This is a genomic window from Shewanella halotolerans, from assembly GCF_019457535.1.
Classification (GTDB): domain Bacteria; phylum Pseudomonadota; class Gammaproteobacteria; order Enterobacterales; family Shewanellaceae; genus Shewanella; species Shewanella halotolerans.
In genome coordinates, this window is the sequence record NZ_CP080417.1 from 3,656,632 (window position 1) to 3,669,725 (window position 13,094).

The window sequence follows — 13,094 nt, forward strand, 5'->3', positions numbered from 1 at the left end:
AGAGGTCAAGATCACCACTTGCAAGAGTGCGTTTTTCAACCACGGCGTAAATAACTGTTATGATGAAGGCATCCCCATAGTTGAAGGAGTCGACCATGAGAGTCAGCGACATAATGACCAAAGACACTGTGTGCATCAGCGATCAGGCCACCACCAAGGATGCCCACCTCTTGATGAGCAGTCGCGGCGTGCGCCATCTGCCCGTCATCAGCGAAGCCGACGGCAGCCTAGTAGGCATACTGACGCACAAGAAGATGATCAGCACCGTCATGGGCATGCTGACCCATTACGGCAACGAAGGGCTGGATCGTCAGGAGCGGCGCACCTCGGTGGCCGAGATCATGGATAGGGAGTTTCAAAAGGTCACGCTGGACGAGCCACTTGCGGTCGTGGTGGACTACTTCATCGACAACAAGCTGGGCTGCCTGCCTGTGGTCGACGACAATCACAAGGTGATCGGCATTTTGACCTCGTCGGACTTCGTTAAGCTGTGCGCCTCACTGCTAAAACAATGAGGCATCAGATCAGATAGCCGCTCTAGCCGGTAACGCCCGGCTAGACCAGCAGATAGGCGAACAGCGGCGCGCCGATCACCATGGCGATGCCGGTAAAGATCATGGTGAGACTGGCCACCACGCCCTCCTCCCGGCCATATTCGGCGGCCTTGGACGCCCCTACCCCATGAGCACTGGCGCCTAAGGCGGCGCCCTTAGCCAAAGGGCTAGAGATCTTCGCCAGCCTGAACACAGGGCCGCACAGCAACATGCCCAGCACACCCGTCATCAACACCAGCACGGCGGTGAGATCCGGCACGCCGCCAAACTCGCGGGTCGCCTCCAGGGCAAAGGGGGTCGAGACCGAACGCACCAGCAGGCTGTGAGACAGCTCAGGCGGCAGATAGATCACCCTAGTCAGCAGCCAGGAGGAGACCAAACCCGCCAACAGGCCGGTGAGCACGCCCAGACTCAGGGTCAGCGGATAACGGCGGATAAGATGGCGCTCGCGGTAGATAGGCAGGGCGAAGGCGATGGTCGCCGGTGCCAGCAACAAACTGAGATAGTGGTTGTACTCGAAATAAGTGGGCAGCGGAATGGCAAACCCCACCACCAAGGCCAGCAAGAATCCCGGTGTCAATATCATAGGTGACAGCCACCAGTGACCGAAGCGGCGATAGAGGCGCTTACTCAGGCCATAGCTGACCAGGGTCGCCAGCAAGCAGCCAAGGCCAAGCAGCGACAGGTGCATTGAGCCCAACATATCAGACGCCCACCGCTTTGGCCGCGCCGGCCTGTCTGAGGCGGCGCTCATACTTGAAGACCCTGTCTATCACGAAGCCGGTGATCAGCAAGACGCTGACACTCCCCAGCACTAAGGTGCAGAGCAGGCTGACGCCATACTGCTCCAGCAGCGGCGCATAATGCATCGAGGCCACTACGGGCGGAATAAAGAAGAGCAGCAGCTCGCCGAGCAGCCAGGCGGCGCCGCGGGCCACGAAACGTTCGGGCAACCAGTTTAGCGCCAGCAGGGCCAGAAGCGCCGCCAGGCCAATCACGCCACTGGGTAGCGGCAGTGCCAGGCGAGTCACCAACCATTGGGCGGCCAGGGCCAATAGAGACAATAACCCCACCTGCAACAACAGCTGCAGCAAGTTTCTAAGTGGGGGGAGATAAGTTGCCATGAAAAACTCTGTCTAACGAGATGATATGGCGATCTTACGCTTGCCATTTAAATAAAAAAAATGAATATTATTTATAAAATAAATCACCAAAAGCTATTTAATGGATCTTAAGGCACTACACTACTTTGTCGAGATCGTCGCCTCGGGAGGCTTTAACCGCGCCGCCGAGCGGATCCATATCAGCCAGCCCGCGCTTTCAAAGTCTATCGCCCAGCTGGAGAGCGAGCTGGCATTGCCCCTGCTCACCCGGGGCAAACGCGGCACTAAGGTGCAGCTCACCCCCCATGGCGAGGTGGTCTACCGCCACGCCCTCAGGCTTTTGGAAGATAAGCAGGCGATGATGGAGGAGCTGGCACAGCTGAAGGGGCTCAATCGCGGCATACTAAAACTGGGGCTGGCACCGCTGGGCAGCGCCGAGCTGTTCGCCCCCATCATCGCCAAGTATCGCCAGACCTACCCAGAGATAGAGACCCAGCTGCTGGTTCGCGGCGGCGTCGAGCAGACCCAGGCCCTGCAACAGGGGGAGATAGAACTCGCCACCGGCATTATCGATCTCAAGGACCGCTATGAGGGGATCGCCATCCATACCGAGCCTATGGTGGTGGTACTCCCCCGCGAGCATCTGCTAGCCAGGCGCTCGGAGATCCCCCTTGGCGAGCTCGATGGCCAGGCGCAGATCCTGTTTGAATCGGAATTTTCCCTGCATGAGATGGTGATCAATGCCTGCCAGCAGGCCGGTGTGAGCATCAAGAACCCCACCCTAGTGAATCAGCCGGAATTTGGCGTCGCCCTGGTGGCCGCCGGGATAGGCCTGATGCTACTGCCTAAATTTATTGCCGAGCGCTACCGCCCAGACGCAGTGATCACCCGCCCCCTGACCCAGACGGATCTCAGCTGGCAGATGAGCCTGTTTTGGCGTAAAGATCTCAGCCTCTCCTTCGCGGCTCAGGCGATGATAGATCTGGTCAAACATCATCAGGCGAGCGGCGACTAGCGTATCATTCTTCCAGCACAGGGCACTCGCTGGGGGTGATACGTTCGATCACTATCTCCTCCAGCGGCACATCGGCGTACTCCCCTACCCGGGTGGTGGCCACTATGCTTATCTTATCCACCAGCTCCATGCCAGACAGCACCCTGCCAAACACAGCGTAACCTTCACTGCTGGCGCTATAATCCAGCTGCGGATTGTCTAAGGTGTTGATGAAAAACTGCGAGGTGGCCGAATCGCTCTGTCGGGCGCGCGCCATGGCCAGGGTGCCCCTGAGGTTACTAAAGCCCACGCTAGCCTCGTTTTTAATGGGCGCCTTGCCCGGCTTAGGTACCATGCCAGAGGTAAATCCGCCCCCCTGGATGATAAAGTTGTATATCACCCTGTGGATCAGGGTGCCATCGTAAAAGCCATCATCGACATAGCCGATGAAGTTGGCCGCCGATTGCGGCGTATGGCGGCTATCGATACCTAGCCTAATCTCCCCCAGACTCGTGGTCATGGTGAAGCAGGCATCTATGCTCATATCGGGCACTGGGCCGGTCACCGGTGGATTGACTATCACACCATTGCTGCCCTCTTCACCGCCGCAGGCGGTTAAGCCCAAGAGCAGCAATATTCCCAGCGCCAACTTGCCTCTTATTTGCTTTTTCATCACAGTCCCCAACGCGTGTCACCTTAAGGATGTTACGAGGCACTAAATTAGAAAACAATATAAGATACAAGTTGTTACCGATACATTATGCTACATCTGACCTTCAAATATCAGTTGCGAAACCGCCCAATCAGCGACATCAGAATAAGAGCCACCGCGCCTACCAGGACACCAAACAGGGCGTTGAGCAGACTCGGGGTCATCCAGGCCAAGACTGGCCCGACTATAGCAAGCCCTGCCACCCAATGGGCTGCCTGCTCAAACACCTCGGCAATCTGATTAATACCATGGGTGAGGATACCGCCGCCCACCATAAACATGGCGATGGTGCCCACCACGGTAAGGCCGCGCATCAGGTAAGGCGCCGCATTCACCAGGCCACCACCTAGCTTACGCCCCAGACGGCGCAGCAGGCCATCCCCCTGACGCTGACTCAGATAGAGCCCGGCATCATCCAGCTTGACGATGCCCGCCACCAGACCATAGACACCGACTGTCATCAGCACGGCGATGATCGCCAGAGTCACCACCTGGGTCATGAAACTGCTCTCGGCCACCACCCCAAGGGTGATGGCGATGATCTCCGCCGAGAGCACGAAGTCGGTACGAATAGCACCGGCCACCTTCTGCTTCTCGAAGGCCTTGAGATCCTCGACCGCCTTAGCCATCTCGCTCTGACTCATGGCAGGTTCATGCTTGTGGGTCAGGGAGTGATATACCTTCTCGAAACCCTCATAGCAGAGAAACAGGCCACCGAACATCAAAAGCGGCGTCACCGCCCAGGGGATAAAGGCACTGATCAGCAGCGCCGCCGGGACCAAGATACACTTATTGCGCAGCGATCCCTTAGCCACCGCCCACACCACGGGCAGCTCGCGATCCGCATTCACCCCAGACACCTGCTGGGCGTTTAAGGCCAGATCGTCCCCCAACACACCGGCCGTCTTGCGCGCCGCCACCTTACTCATCAGGGCAACATCATCCAATATTGCCGCGATATCATCCAACAGGGTCAACAGACTCGCGCCCGCCATGCTCTCTCCTTACTCTCTTCTATATCCTTTCCCCACCGCCTTGTGCGTGAGGGCGCTCTCGCGAATTAAGCGCTAATCTTTAACGCTAACGGCAAGCTAAAGTACGCTTGTTGAGAGCTAAAGTACTCTGCCTCAATACATTTTTCCAGAGGACGCCAGACAAAACCCCGGCCGCAGGCCCAAGTTGGGAGATTTCACACAAATTTCCCCTAGGATCTGGGTAATAAATTCTGCGCTAAAGCAACAAACTGCGTCATTTGACATACTCCCGAGGAGAACTAAAGGTATAATGACGACAAAATGCTTCGTTTATCCTTATAGGAACTCCTTATGACTCAAGATGAAATGAAAAAAGCCGCCGGATGGGCAGCGCTCGAGTATGTAGAGAAAGACAGTATTGTCGGCGTGGGTACCGGCTCGACCGTTAACCACTTTATCGATGCACTGGCCACCATCAAGGCCGATATCGAAGGTGCAGTGTCTAGCTCTGAGGCCTCGACCGAGAAGATGAAGGCGCTGGGGATCCCGGTATTCGACCTGAACTCTGTCGATCAGCTCTCTGTCTATGTCGATGGCGCCGACGAGATCAACGGCCACATGGACATGATCAAGGGTGGCGGCGCCGCGCTGACCCGCGAGAAGATTGTCGCCGCCGTGGCCGACAAGTTCGTCTGCATCGTGGATAACACTAAGGAAGTCGAGGTATTGGGCGAGTTCCCGCTGCCGGTAGAAGTGATTCCTATGGCACGTTCTTACGTGGCCCGCGAGCTGGTCAAATTAGGCGGTGACCCTGTCTACCGTGAGGGCGTAGTCACAGATAACGGCAACGTGATCCTGGATGTCTACAACATGAAGATCTTCAATCCAAAGGCGCTTGAAGAGCAGATCAATCAGATCGTTGGTGTGGTCACCAATGGTCTGTTCGCCAACCGCGGCGCCGACGTCCTGCTGGTCGGCACCCCTGAAGGCGTAAAGACGGTTAAGCCATAGGCCGAATTAAAAGCCATTAAAAAAGCCACTCATAGAGTGGCTTTTTGTTTTTCAGGCCCTAATGCCCTTCTTCGCGGCTCTAGTAAGCCAAGCTGATCCGCTGGCGGACATAGTCGCCTGAATCAACCAAATCCAGCATCGCCTTGGCGTAGTCCGCGACCGAGATGCGGCTGCGTCCCTCCTCGTCGGTAAAGAACTTATCGCCGCCGATGCGATAGGCCCCTTCGCTGGCGCCGGGATAGATCTCGGCCGCCGGGCTGACAAAAGTCCAGTTCAGCGGCGAGTCACTCGCCCTGAATACCTCCAGCGCTTCGCCCTGGGCCAAGGCCTCATCCCTGTATTCTGGCGGGAATCCTGGCGATTGTACCAGGGTCTGGCCTGGGGCCAGCTCGAGACTGCCGGCGCCGCCGACCCACAGCAGGCGCTTAACCTGAGTCTTGGGCAGCAGCTCGAGCAGCGCCTTGGCGCTCTGGGGCACCAATTGATGCTGGCCAGAGGCTCGTCCACCCACGGAGGCGATCACCAGATCGATCCCCTCGAATACCTGAGGGTCGATACCCTGCTCGAGATCGACGACCCGCGCCGTGACCTGACCGGCTAACTCACCGGTTAATTTAGCCGGGTCTCTCACCAGGGCGGTGACCGACAATTGGCGGCTCAAGGCCTCCTGCATCAAGGTACTGCCTATCCAACCTGTGGCACCAATAATCGCGATATTCATCTTCTGTTCCTCACTATCTGACTAAATTGGCATCAGTTTACTTAGCCCGCTTATCGTGATAAACAGCGTAGATAGAGCATCATTGTTTCATTTTAGGTTACTAAATAAGGTCACTAATATGGATAAGATCAGCGCGATCCGTAGTTTCGTCGAGGTGGCCAGTTGCGGCAGCTTTACCCAGGCCGCCGAACAACTAGGCCTCAGCCGACTACAGGTCTCCCGCCATATTCAGGAAGTGGAACGTTGGCTGGGACTGCGCCTGCTGCATCGCACCACCCGCAGTGTCAGCCTGAGCGTGCAGGGGGAAGAGGCCTTCATCTATTGTCAGAAGATCCTCGATGAAGTCGCGGCGCTGCAAAACCGCGCCCAGCGTCATAGGCAAGAGCTAGTCGGCAGCATACGTATCGCCTCCCCCATCGGCCTGGGTCAGGCGCTGCTGTTCGATGCGATCGATGACTTCACCCGCGAGCATCCCGAAGTCAAGGTGCAGTTGCTGCTGTCCGATGAGATGGTGCAGCTGGTCGATGAGCGGGTTGATATCGCCCTGCGTTACACCCAGCAGCCCGATGAGAGCCTGATCGCCCGCCGCCTGATGCATATAGACTCAGTGCTGTGCGCCTCGCCTGACTATCTCGCTGGCCATGCGCCCATCACCAACCTCGACGATATCACGGCGCACAACTGCCTGCTCCACGCCAGCCAAACCAACTGGTTGTTTGTCAAAGACAATCAAAATATTGAAAAAAAGGTCGGCGGTAACCTACAGGCCAACGACATGGGCGTCCTCCTCAAGGCGGCGCTACGGGGCAAGGGCCTCATTCATCTGCCCTGCGATCTCGCCAATGCCCATCTGGCCTCGGGGGAGCTGGTCGAGCTGCTGCCGGAATATCATCTGCCGGGCAAGACGCTGTGGGCCGTCTATCTCTCGCGCAGCTATCAGCAACACCTGATTCGACACTTCATCGATTTTCTCGCCGAGCGCTGGCAGCAAGATATCCTCAAGCACCCCGCTCCGGCCCGATAGGTAGGATTTCGAAAGTGTAATGAAACCTGTGCAGATCTCGCGAGGTGTCGCCCCCAGGTTTATCGCAAGATTTACCACGAGGTTTACCGCCGAGTTACCAAAAGGGCAGTGCTAGGTGTAGCGTTAGCCTTGCAGCGAGGCGCCGCGCCAAATCGGCCCCTTGGCTTTACAGATAAACCAATCAGGCTAAGATGCTCAACCCGGGCAAATGAGTTGCCCATCAAAAGCGCGCCACAAGGAGCCTGGCATGTTGGAATCAATCGTTTCGTTAATCGCCGCCACCGGATTACTCCTGGGCTCACCCGGCCCAGCGCCGCTGGCACTGGCCGCCACGGGCGCCACCTTTGGCATAAGACGCGGCGCCCCCTTCCTGGCGGGCATACTCCTTGGGCTGTCGGTAGCCATCATAGGCGCCAGCGCCGGACTCGCCGCCCTATTTAGCCGCTTTCCCGACCTCAGGCTCACCTGTCAACTGCTCGGCGCCGCTTATATCGCCTTCATCGCCTATAAGATTGCCAGCGCCCCCTGCACCCAGTTAGATGACGCGCAGCAGGCACCGAGCTTCAAAGATGGCTTTATCCTCAACCTGCTCAATCCCAAGGCCTATGCTGCCTTCCTGGCCATCTTCTCCCAATTTTTACTGCCGCTGGAAAACACGGCCCTGGGTTATCTGGCCACGGGGATCTGCGCCTTGCTGGTCGCGACTCTGGTAGATAGCCTCTGGCTGATCTTCGGCGGCCTGCTACGCCCGCTATTTTCCAGGCCAAAGGCCGCAAGGGCACTGCGCATCTTCTTTGCCGTCGCCATGCTAGCCGCAGTTGGTTACGCCTTGCTGGCCTAGGGAGCCGCTGACAAACCGCGTTAAACGCCGTACACTTAAAACCACACAGATAAGAAGAGAAACCAGATGTCAGCCCGCGATACCATCACTGAGTTCACCATGATCCCCAACGTGGGTAAGGCCACGGCGGAGGATTTTTACAAGCTCGGCCTGCATCACCCCAAGGAGCTTATCGGGCTGGATCCATATCAGATGCACGCCCAGCTAGAAGCCATCACCCAGTGTCGTCACGATCCCTGTGTCATCGATGTGTTTATCGCCGCGGTGCGTTTCATGGAAGGGGAAGCGTCCCAGCCCTGGTGGCACTATACCCCGGAGCGCAAGGCACATCTGGCCAAGCTGCAACAGAGATGATCGGCTAAAAGATAAGCTCGCCCAGCGTTTGAGCACTTATGGCATCGAGAGCCTAAAGATGCCACTGTTGCCCCAAGCCAAAATTACGCTCATGCTCAACCCAAACTACTAAAACCAATACTAAAACCACAAAAAAAGAGCGCCATGCTGACCACCTTAGCCATCAACAACTACCGTTCGCTGCGAGACATACGTCTGCCCCTGGGGCAGCTCAATCTGGTCACGGGCGCCAACGGCAGTGGCAAGTCCAACCTCTACAAGGCGCTTAGGCTACTGGCACAAACGGCCCAAGGCGGCGTGGTTAATGCCCTGGCCCAAGAGGGCGGACTGGACTCCTGTTTCTGGGCGGGGCCGGAAAACCTCACCAAGGGGATGTTGAGCGGCGATACCGAGATAACCCCCACGGTACGCCAGCAGACCAAGCGGCTTAAACTGGGCTTTGCCGGCGATGAGTTCAGCTACCTCATCGAGCTTGGGCTACCCAAGCCCGACAGCACCACCCTCTTCGGGCTAGATCCTCAGATTAAGCGTGAGGCGATCTGGGTCGGCAACAAGTATCGACCCGCCGCCGTACTGGTGGAGCGACGTGGCCCCATGGTGAAGGGGCGCGCCCAGCAAGGAGGGCAAGATGGCTGGCAGAGCCTGAATCAGCATATGCAGCATGGCGACAGCATCTTCACCGAGCTGTCGGATCCCACCCGCACGCCCGAGGTGCTCAGGCTCAGAGACAGCATTCGCGCCTGGCGCTTCTACGATCATTTTCGCAGCGATAGCGAGGCGCCCGCGCGTCAGCCACAGCTGGGTACCCGCACCCCAGTGCTGCACCATGACGGCCGGGATCTGGCCTCGGCGATTCAGACCATCTTCGAAATAGGCGACAGGGAAAGCTTCGATGAGGCGGTGAGTGATGCCTTTCCCGGCGCCCATGTCACCATTGGCTACCAGGCCGGTGGCCTGTTAAGCGTCAACTTTCATCAGCAGGGGCTGCTAAGGCCCCTCAACGCCCAGGAGCTCTCCGACGGCACCCTCAGATATCTGCTGCTGATCGCCGCCCTGCTCACCCCAAGGCCGCCTGAGCTGATGGTGCTCAACGAGCCGGAGACCAGCCTGCACCCGGATCTGTTACCTGCACTGGCCCGGCTTATCGCCAAGGCATCTAAGGTGTGTCAGCTCTGGGTGGTCTCCCACGCCAATAGGCTGATCAATGCCCTCAACGAATTTGAGCAGTGTCAGCTTATCGAACTCGACAAGCAGCTGGGGCAGACCAAGATTGTGGGGCAAGATCTGCTCTCCACCCCAAGCTGGAATTGGCAACAAAAAGCCCAGGGCTAGGCCTGGGCTTGTTCACTCTAAAAACGCACTCTAAAAAGAGTCGCGGCTTTATAACTAGCCAGCTTTATAAAGAGCTTGTTTTATAATGAAAAGTTAGCAATCGTCTTCTGAATGCCCACGACGTCGGTGCCTTTCTTCAGCTCCTTCACCAAGGGATCTTTCTGCCCCGAGATCCATAGCTTTAACTCGGCGTCCATGTCGAAGGTCCCGGCGGTTTCCACCTCAAAATGGGTGATCGCCTTATAGGGCACAGAGTGATAACTCACCTTCTTGCCGGTAACGCCCTGCTTGTCGATGAGGATAAGACGCTTGTTGGTAAACACGAACATGTCGCGAATGACACGGTAAGCCAGCGCTAACTGCTCGTTATCGCCCATGATAGGCCCCAGCTCCTGCGCCAATTCTTGCAGGTTCACTTCGGCGGCATTGCCCATCAGTGCATCTAACAGTCCCATACTTTATCTCCTTTAAAGTGAACTTAATTTGTTCTCTAGCCTATACCTGACGGTTAGCGCCGACAACCATCATTTCGCATTTAGGACAGTCGAAGACCAACTTAAGCACATCTTTACCTATCTCAATCTGCAGCGGCTCCGCCTTGATGCCGGGCACCTCTTTCGGGCAGAGGTTAAAGTTAAATCGCAGGCAGTGCTTGGTCACCATCAGCGGCGCATCTTCGGTCACGCCGTTCTTCTCATAGGTGTCTTCGATCTCGATCACCCCATGACGTGTATAGAAGTCTTTCGCCTTCTCGTTGGCCACATTACCCATGAAGCTCAGATGCTTAAAGGGATAGACGGCGTCTTGGTTGTATTTCCACGCCTGAGGACGCTCGTAGCCCTCAACGCGCGCCAGCTCCAGGGCAGCAACCGTGTCACGGCGCAGCCCATTAAGCAGAGAAGCCGGCATAAACCAGGGACTGGCGGTCTCGATATTGATCTCGCGGGCCTCGAAGTCTGTGCTACCCAGCTTACCCAGCTGCTTACGCAGATTCTTCAGCGCCTTCTCGGTATCTGTGGCTGGAGTCTTGTCGAGTTCCAGCTCGCGCGTAGCGCTCAGACCATATTGGTCCGTCATGGTCAGGGCGACCCCTTTTTCGGTATCGCTCAGGGTCATGTCCACCTTGATGATACGCTTGGAGGATTCCTTGGCCAGCACTGTCTCGAACGCCTGGTCATGGTTACGATACAGAGTGGCGCCCACCTTAAGATCGCCCGGCACGGCGATCACATACAGCTTGTTGCCGTCGGCGCGGTTAACCCTGAGTCCCTGCAACTTATCGTCAGACTGCTTGGCCTTCTCATAGTTAGGCGGGAAGTAACACAGGCCGTCACCGTTGTTGAAGCTGTGGCTCGACTCGACCTGAATAAAGTCTTTACCCAGGGCCGCCACCTTGCCCACCTCTTCGCCGATATATTTCGGCGAGCGGAAATCGCTAACTCCTTGGCTACGCTCGTTGACGAAATAGTCGGTGCGGCCACGGTTAAAGGTCTTCTCTGTGTTAGGCGTGAAGCTGTGCTCACAGCGTCCATGACTTGAGGCAACAAACTCTGGGCGACGGGCGATGATCTTATCCAGCTCCTGACGATAGTGAGCGGTCACGTTTTTCACATAGCTGAGATCTTTAAGGCGACCCTCGATCTTAAAGGAGCGAATACCGGCGTCGATCAGCGCCTCTAAGTTATCTGTCTGGTTGTTGTCTTTGAGCGACAGCAAGTGTTCGTTCTGTGCCAACACCTCACCCTGACGCGTCTTGAGATCCCCCGGCAGACGGCACATCTGCGAGCACTCGCCACGGTTGGCGCTGCGGTTACTGAAGGCGTGACTCAGGTTACACAGGCCGCTGTAGGCGACACACAGGGCGCCGTGGATGAAGAACTCCAGCTGCATATTGGTCTTAGCCGCCACATCACGGATCTGACTCAGGCCCAGTTCACGGGCGAGCACCACCTGAGAGAAGCCCACCTGCTCCAAGAAGGCGACCTTCTCTGGGTTACGGTTATCCATCTGGGTACTGGCGTGCAGGGCGATAGGCGGAATATCCAGCTGAAGCACCCCCATATCCTGCACGATCAGGGCATCGGCACCGGCCTCATACACCTGCCAGATCAACTTCTGCGCCGCGTCCAGCTCATCGTCCATCAAGATGGTGTTGATGGCGACAAACACCTGGGCGTGATAGCGGTGGGCAAACTCACACAGACGCGCGATATCCTCGACGCTGTTGCCGGCAGTCGCCCGGGCACCGAAGGCTGGGCCACCGATATAGACGGCGTCGGCACCATGCTTGATGGCCTCGATACCATAGTCGGCATTCTTGGCGGGGGCCAACAGCTCGAGGCGGTTTGAGCGGGTAGTTACCGGCGCGATCGGGGCGCTATCGGGGATAAAAATCTCAGGCTTGTCCATGAGGAGTCTCGAATCAGATCACAGATAGATAAAAATTAGGGGCGCGATTATACCAGACCTGGCTCACAAAACACCTCTAAGGTGCGCATTTTTTCACCAAGTTAGCCATTCATCAGGCTCACAATCCACTCGAGCATCGGCTTTTGCTAGTGCCGGTCGCCTTATATTCAGTAATGCACCGCCAGCCAGAGGGTCTCCTCATGCTCACTGGTCCAGCTGACCCTGTGGCGGCAATGGGCAGGAATATTAAGATGATCGCCCACCTTAAGGTGCACCACCTCGGCACCCTCGAACACTAAGGTCGCCTCTCCCTTAAGCACCATGACCCACTCGTTTCTATCCTGATCGTACCATTGTCCTTCTGGCGTACGATGGGCCTTAGAGACGATACGCTCGATCAACACGCCGCCGGTATCCACCAGGGGCTCGAACACCTCCAGGGTGAGATCCTCCGGCAGGGACGCAAAGATATTGTGCTTTTCCATGACCATCTCCCTCAGGTTCACATGCTCTCGAGTAGGGTCTTGAGGTTACTCAGCCCCTGGCTGAGATCCCGCTCCACCATGGCATCTACCTGCATCAGCGGCAGCAATATATTCATGGGATAGGCCATGTGGCCACTAAAGCCCCAATGCACCTCGGTCTGATTCGGCCCCAGGGCATCTGTGGTGATATAGGCGGGCGAGACCGCCTCGAAGGGCATCTTAAACCTCAGCTCATACTCGATACGCTTGCCGGGGAAGATAGCCATAATCTCCTGCTCTCCCGCGCCGACATCTGGGTTATCGCTCCGCCAGCTTGAGACAAAGCCGACTGTGCCATCCTCGCCGCGATAACTCTTCTCCATGGCCGCGTCCATCTTGGCCCAGACGCTGAATTGATCCTGGTTTTTGAGCTTTCTCAAGAAGTCGAACACCTGGTCCGCCGGTCTGTCGATAACGATTTGGGTATCCACACGGTAATCTTCTTCGATAAACAGGGCGGCAATAAAGGGGGATGAGAGTAGCAGGAGTACGAGTATCAGGAGTTTCTTTAGCATGGCGAGTTCCTTAGCAGGCGGGCGAT

The 13,094-nt window shown here is 56.8% G+C and carries 16 protein-coding genes; 7 read left to right on the forward strand and 9 right to left on the reverse strand.

All coding sequences use genetic code 11. The annotated features are described in order from the left end of the window. Positions 1–95 precede the first annotated feature (95 nt). A complete protein-coding gene (locus K0H81_RS15915; RefSeq protein ID WP_220058952.1) occupies positions 96–515 on the forward strand; it encodes a CBS domain-containing protein in 420 nt (139 codons plus the stop codon). Between the two features lie 40 nt (positions 516–555). Here K0H81_RS15915 and K0H81_RS15920 read toward each other — a convergent pair whose 3' ends face one another. Together K0H81_RS15920 and K0H81_RS15925 are read right to left on the reverse strand one after the other, a co-directional pair. Next, on the reverse strand, positions 556–1,245 hold the full coding sequence (locus K0H81_RS15920; protein WP_220060876.1) for an LrgB family protein: 690 nt from the start codon (positions 1,243–1,245) through the stop codon (positions 556–558). A 13-nt stretch (positions 1,246–1,258) separates the two neighbouring features. Then, on the reverse strand, positions 1,259–1,678 hold the full coding sequence (locus tag K0H81_RS15925) for a CidA/LrgA family protein (protein WP_011864635.1): 420 nt from the start codon (positions 1,676–1,678) through the stop codon (positions 1,259–1,261). A gap of 100 nt (positions 1,679–1,778) precedes the next feature. Here K0H81_RS15925 and K0H81_RS15930 point away from each other — a divergent pair, with 100 nt between their 5' ends. Then, positions 1,779–2,672, forward strand: coding sequence for a LysR substrate-binding domain-containing protein (locus K0H81_RS15930; RefSeq protein ID WP_220058953.1), 894 nt, complete (start codon positions 1,779–1,781; stop codon positions 2,670–2,672). Between the two features lie 4 nt (positions 2,673–2,676). Here the strand turns inward: K0H81_RS15930 and K0H81_RS15935 are convergent, their stop codons facing one another. Together K0H81_RS15935 and K0H81_RS15940 are read right to left on the reverse strand one after the other, a co-directional pair. Next, entirely contained in the window at positions 2,677–3,324 is a 648-nt protein-coding gene (locus tag K0H81_RS15935; protein ID WP_220058954.1) for a peptidylprolyl isomerase, read from the reverse strand. Between the two features lie 110 nt (positions 3,325–3,434). Further along, positions 3,435–4,358 carry a DUF808 domain-containing protein gene (locus tag K0H81_RS15940; protein ID WP_220058955.1) on the reverse strand — a complete coding sequence of 308 codons (924 nt, stop codon included), beginning with the start codon at positions 4,356–4,358 and terminating at the stop codon, positions 3,435–3,437. Between the two features lie 330 nt (positions 4,359–4,688). On the opposite strand from K0H81_RS15940, the gene rpiA reads away from it, so the two are divergent. After that, the gene (gene rpiA / locus K0H81_RS15945) at positions 4,689–5,348 is read left to right on the forward strand and encodes a ribose-5-phosphate isomerase RpiA (RefSeq protein ID WP_144203939.1); all 660 of its coding nucleotides are present in this window, start codon (positions 4,689–4,691) and stop codon (positions 5,346–5,348) included. A 79-nt stretch (positions 5,349–5,427) separates the two neighbouring features. Here rpiA and K0H81_RS15950 read toward each other — a convergent pair whose 3' ends face one another. Beyond that, positions 5,428–6,069, reverse strand: a complete 642-nt coding sequence (locus K0H81_RS15950; protein WP_220058956.1) for an NAD(P)-dependent oxidoreductase — start codon at positions 6,067–6,069, stop codon at positions 5,428–5,430. A 118-nt stretch (positions 6,070–6,187) separates the two neighbouring features. Here K0H81_RS15950 and K0H81_RS15955 point away from each other — a divergent pair, with 118 nt between their 5' ends. The 4 genes from K0H81_RS15955 (at position 6,188) to K0H81_RS15970 (ending at position 9,620) form a co-directional block, all read left to right on the forward strand. Continuing rightward, the gene (locus K0H81_RS15955; protein WP_220058957.1) at positions 6,188–7,093 is read left to right on the forward strand and encodes a LysR family transcriptional regulator; all 906 of its coding nucleotides are present in this window, start codon (positions 6,188–6,190) and stop codon (positions 7,091–7,093) included. 247 nt (positions 7,094–7,340) lie between these two features. After that, positions 7,341–7,934 (forward strand): LysE family translocator, encoded by a 594-nt coding sequence (locus tag K0H81_RS15960; RefSeq protein ID WP_220058958.1) that lies wholly within the window; start codon positions 7,341–7,343, stop codon positions 7,932–7,934. 66 nt (positions 7,935–8,000) lie between these two features. Next, on the forward strand, positions 8,001–8,288 hold the full coding sequence (locus tag K0H81_RS15965; protein ID WP_220058959.1) for a helix-hairpin-helix domain-containing protein: 288 nt from the start codon (positions 8,001–8,003) through the stop codon (positions 8,286–8,288). A gap of 144 nt (positions 8,289–8,432) precedes the next feature. Further along, a complete protein-coding gene (locus K0H81_RS15970; protein WP_220058960.1) occupies positions 8,433–9,620 on the forward strand; it encodes an AAA family ATPase in 1,188 nt (395 codons plus the stop codon). Positions 9,621–9,700: 80 nt separating this feature from the next. On the opposite strand, the gene K0H81_RS15975 is transcribed toward K0H81_RS15970, so the two are convergent. The 4 genes from K0H81_RS15975 to K0H81_RS15990 form a co-directional block, all read right to left on the reverse strand. Then, positions 9,701–10,075, reverse strand: a complete 375-nt coding sequence (locus K0H81_RS15975; protein ID WP_220058961.1) for a PH domain-containing protein — start codon at positions 10,073–10,075, stop codon at positions 9,701–9,703. A 40-nt stretch (positions 10,076–10,115) separates the two neighbouring features. After that, positions 10,116–12,029: a peptidase U32 family protein gene (locus K0H81_RS15980; protein ID WP_144203945.1), complete on the reverse strand. Its 1,914-nt coding sequence runs from the start codon at positions 12,027–12,029 to the stop codon at positions 10,116–10,118. Positions 12,030–12,196: 167 nt separating this feature from the next. Further along, on the reverse strand, positions 12,197–12,514 hold the full coding sequence (locus K0H81_RS15985) for a cupin domain-containing protein (RefSeq protein ID WP_144203946.1): 318 nt from the start codon (positions 12,512–12,514) through the stop codon (positions 12,197–12,199). Between the two features lie 17 nt (positions 12,515–12,531). Further along, positions 12,532–13,068, reverse strand: coding sequence for an SRPBCC family protein (locus tag K0H81_RS15990; protein ID WP_220058962.1), 537 nt, complete (start codon positions 13,066–13,068; stop codon positions 12,532–12,534). Positions 13,069–13,094 lie beyond the last annotated feature (26 nt).

What these genes read in the sequence shown, in the direction of transcription:
- K0H81_RS15915 (WP_220058952.1), top strand. Translation starts at nt 96, where the DNA reads ATGAGAGTCAGCGACATAATGACCAAAGACACTGTGTGCATCAGCGAT.
- K0H81_RS15920 (WP_220060876.1), bottom strand. Translation starts at nt 1,245, where the DNA reads ATGCACCTGTCGCTGCTTGGCCTTGGCTGCTTGCTGGCGACCCTGGTC.
- K0H81_RS15925 (WP_011864635.1), bottom strand. Translation starts at nt 1,678, where the DNA reads ATGGCAACTTATCTCCCCCCACTTAGAAACTTGCTGCAGCTGTTGTTG.
- K0H81_RS15930 (WP_220058953.1), top strand. Translation starts at nt 1,779, where the DNA reads ATGGATCTTAAGGCACTACACTACTTTGTCGAGATCGTCGCCTCGGGA.
- K0H81_RS15935 (WP_220058954.1), bottom strand. Translation starts at nt 3,324, where the DNA reads ATGAAAAAGCAAATAAGAGGCAAGTTGGCGCTGGGAATATTGCTGCTC.
- K0H81_RS15940 (WP_220058955.1), bottom strand. Translation starts at nt 4,358, where the DNA reads ATGGCGGGCGCGAGTCTGTTGACCCTGTTGGATGATATCGCGGCAATA.
- rpiA (WP_144203939.1), top strand. Translation starts at nt 4,689, where the DNA reads ATGACTCAAGATGAAATGAAAAAAGCCGCCGGATGGGCAGCGCTCGAG.
- K0H81_RS15950 (WP_220058956.1), bottom strand. Translation starts at nt 6,069, where the DNA reads ATGAATATCGCGATTATTGGTGCCACAGGTTGGATAGGCAGTACCTTG.
- K0H81_RS15955 (WP_220058957.1), top strand. Translation starts at nt 6,188, where the DNA reads ATGGATAAGATCAGCGCGATCCGTAGTTTCGTCGAGGTGGCCAGTTGC.
- K0H81_RS15960 (WP_220058958.1), top strand. Translation starts at nt 7,341, where the DNA reads ATGTTGGAATCAATCGTTTCGTTAATCGCCGCCACCGGATTACTCCTG.
- K0H81_RS15965 (WP_220058959.1), top strand. Translation starts at nt 8,001, where the DNA reads ATGTCAGCCCGCGATACCATCACTGAGTTCACCATGATCCCCAACGTG.
- K0H81_RS15970 (WP_220058960.1), top strand. Translation starts at nt 8,433, where the DNA reads ATGCTGACCACCTTAGCCATCAACAACTACCGTTCGCTGCGAGACATA.
- K0H81_RS15975 (WP_220058961.1), bottom strand. Translation starts at nt 10,075, where the DNA reads ATGGGACTGTTAGATGCACTGATGGGCAATGCCGCCGAAGTGAACCTG.
- K0H81_RS15980 (WP_144203945.1), bottom strand. Translation starts at nt 12,029, where the DNA reads ATGGACAAGCCTGAGATTTTTATCCCCGATAGCGCCCCGATCGCGCCG.
- K0H81_RS15985 (WP_144203946.1), bottom strand. Translation starts at nt 12,514, where the DNA reads ATGGAAAAGCACAATATCTTTGCGTCCCTGCCGGAGGATCTCACCCTG.
- K0H81_RS15990 (WP_220058962.1), bottom strand. Translation starts at nt 13,068, where the DNA reads ATGCTAAAGAAACTCCTGATACTCGTACTCCTGCTACTCTCATCCCCC.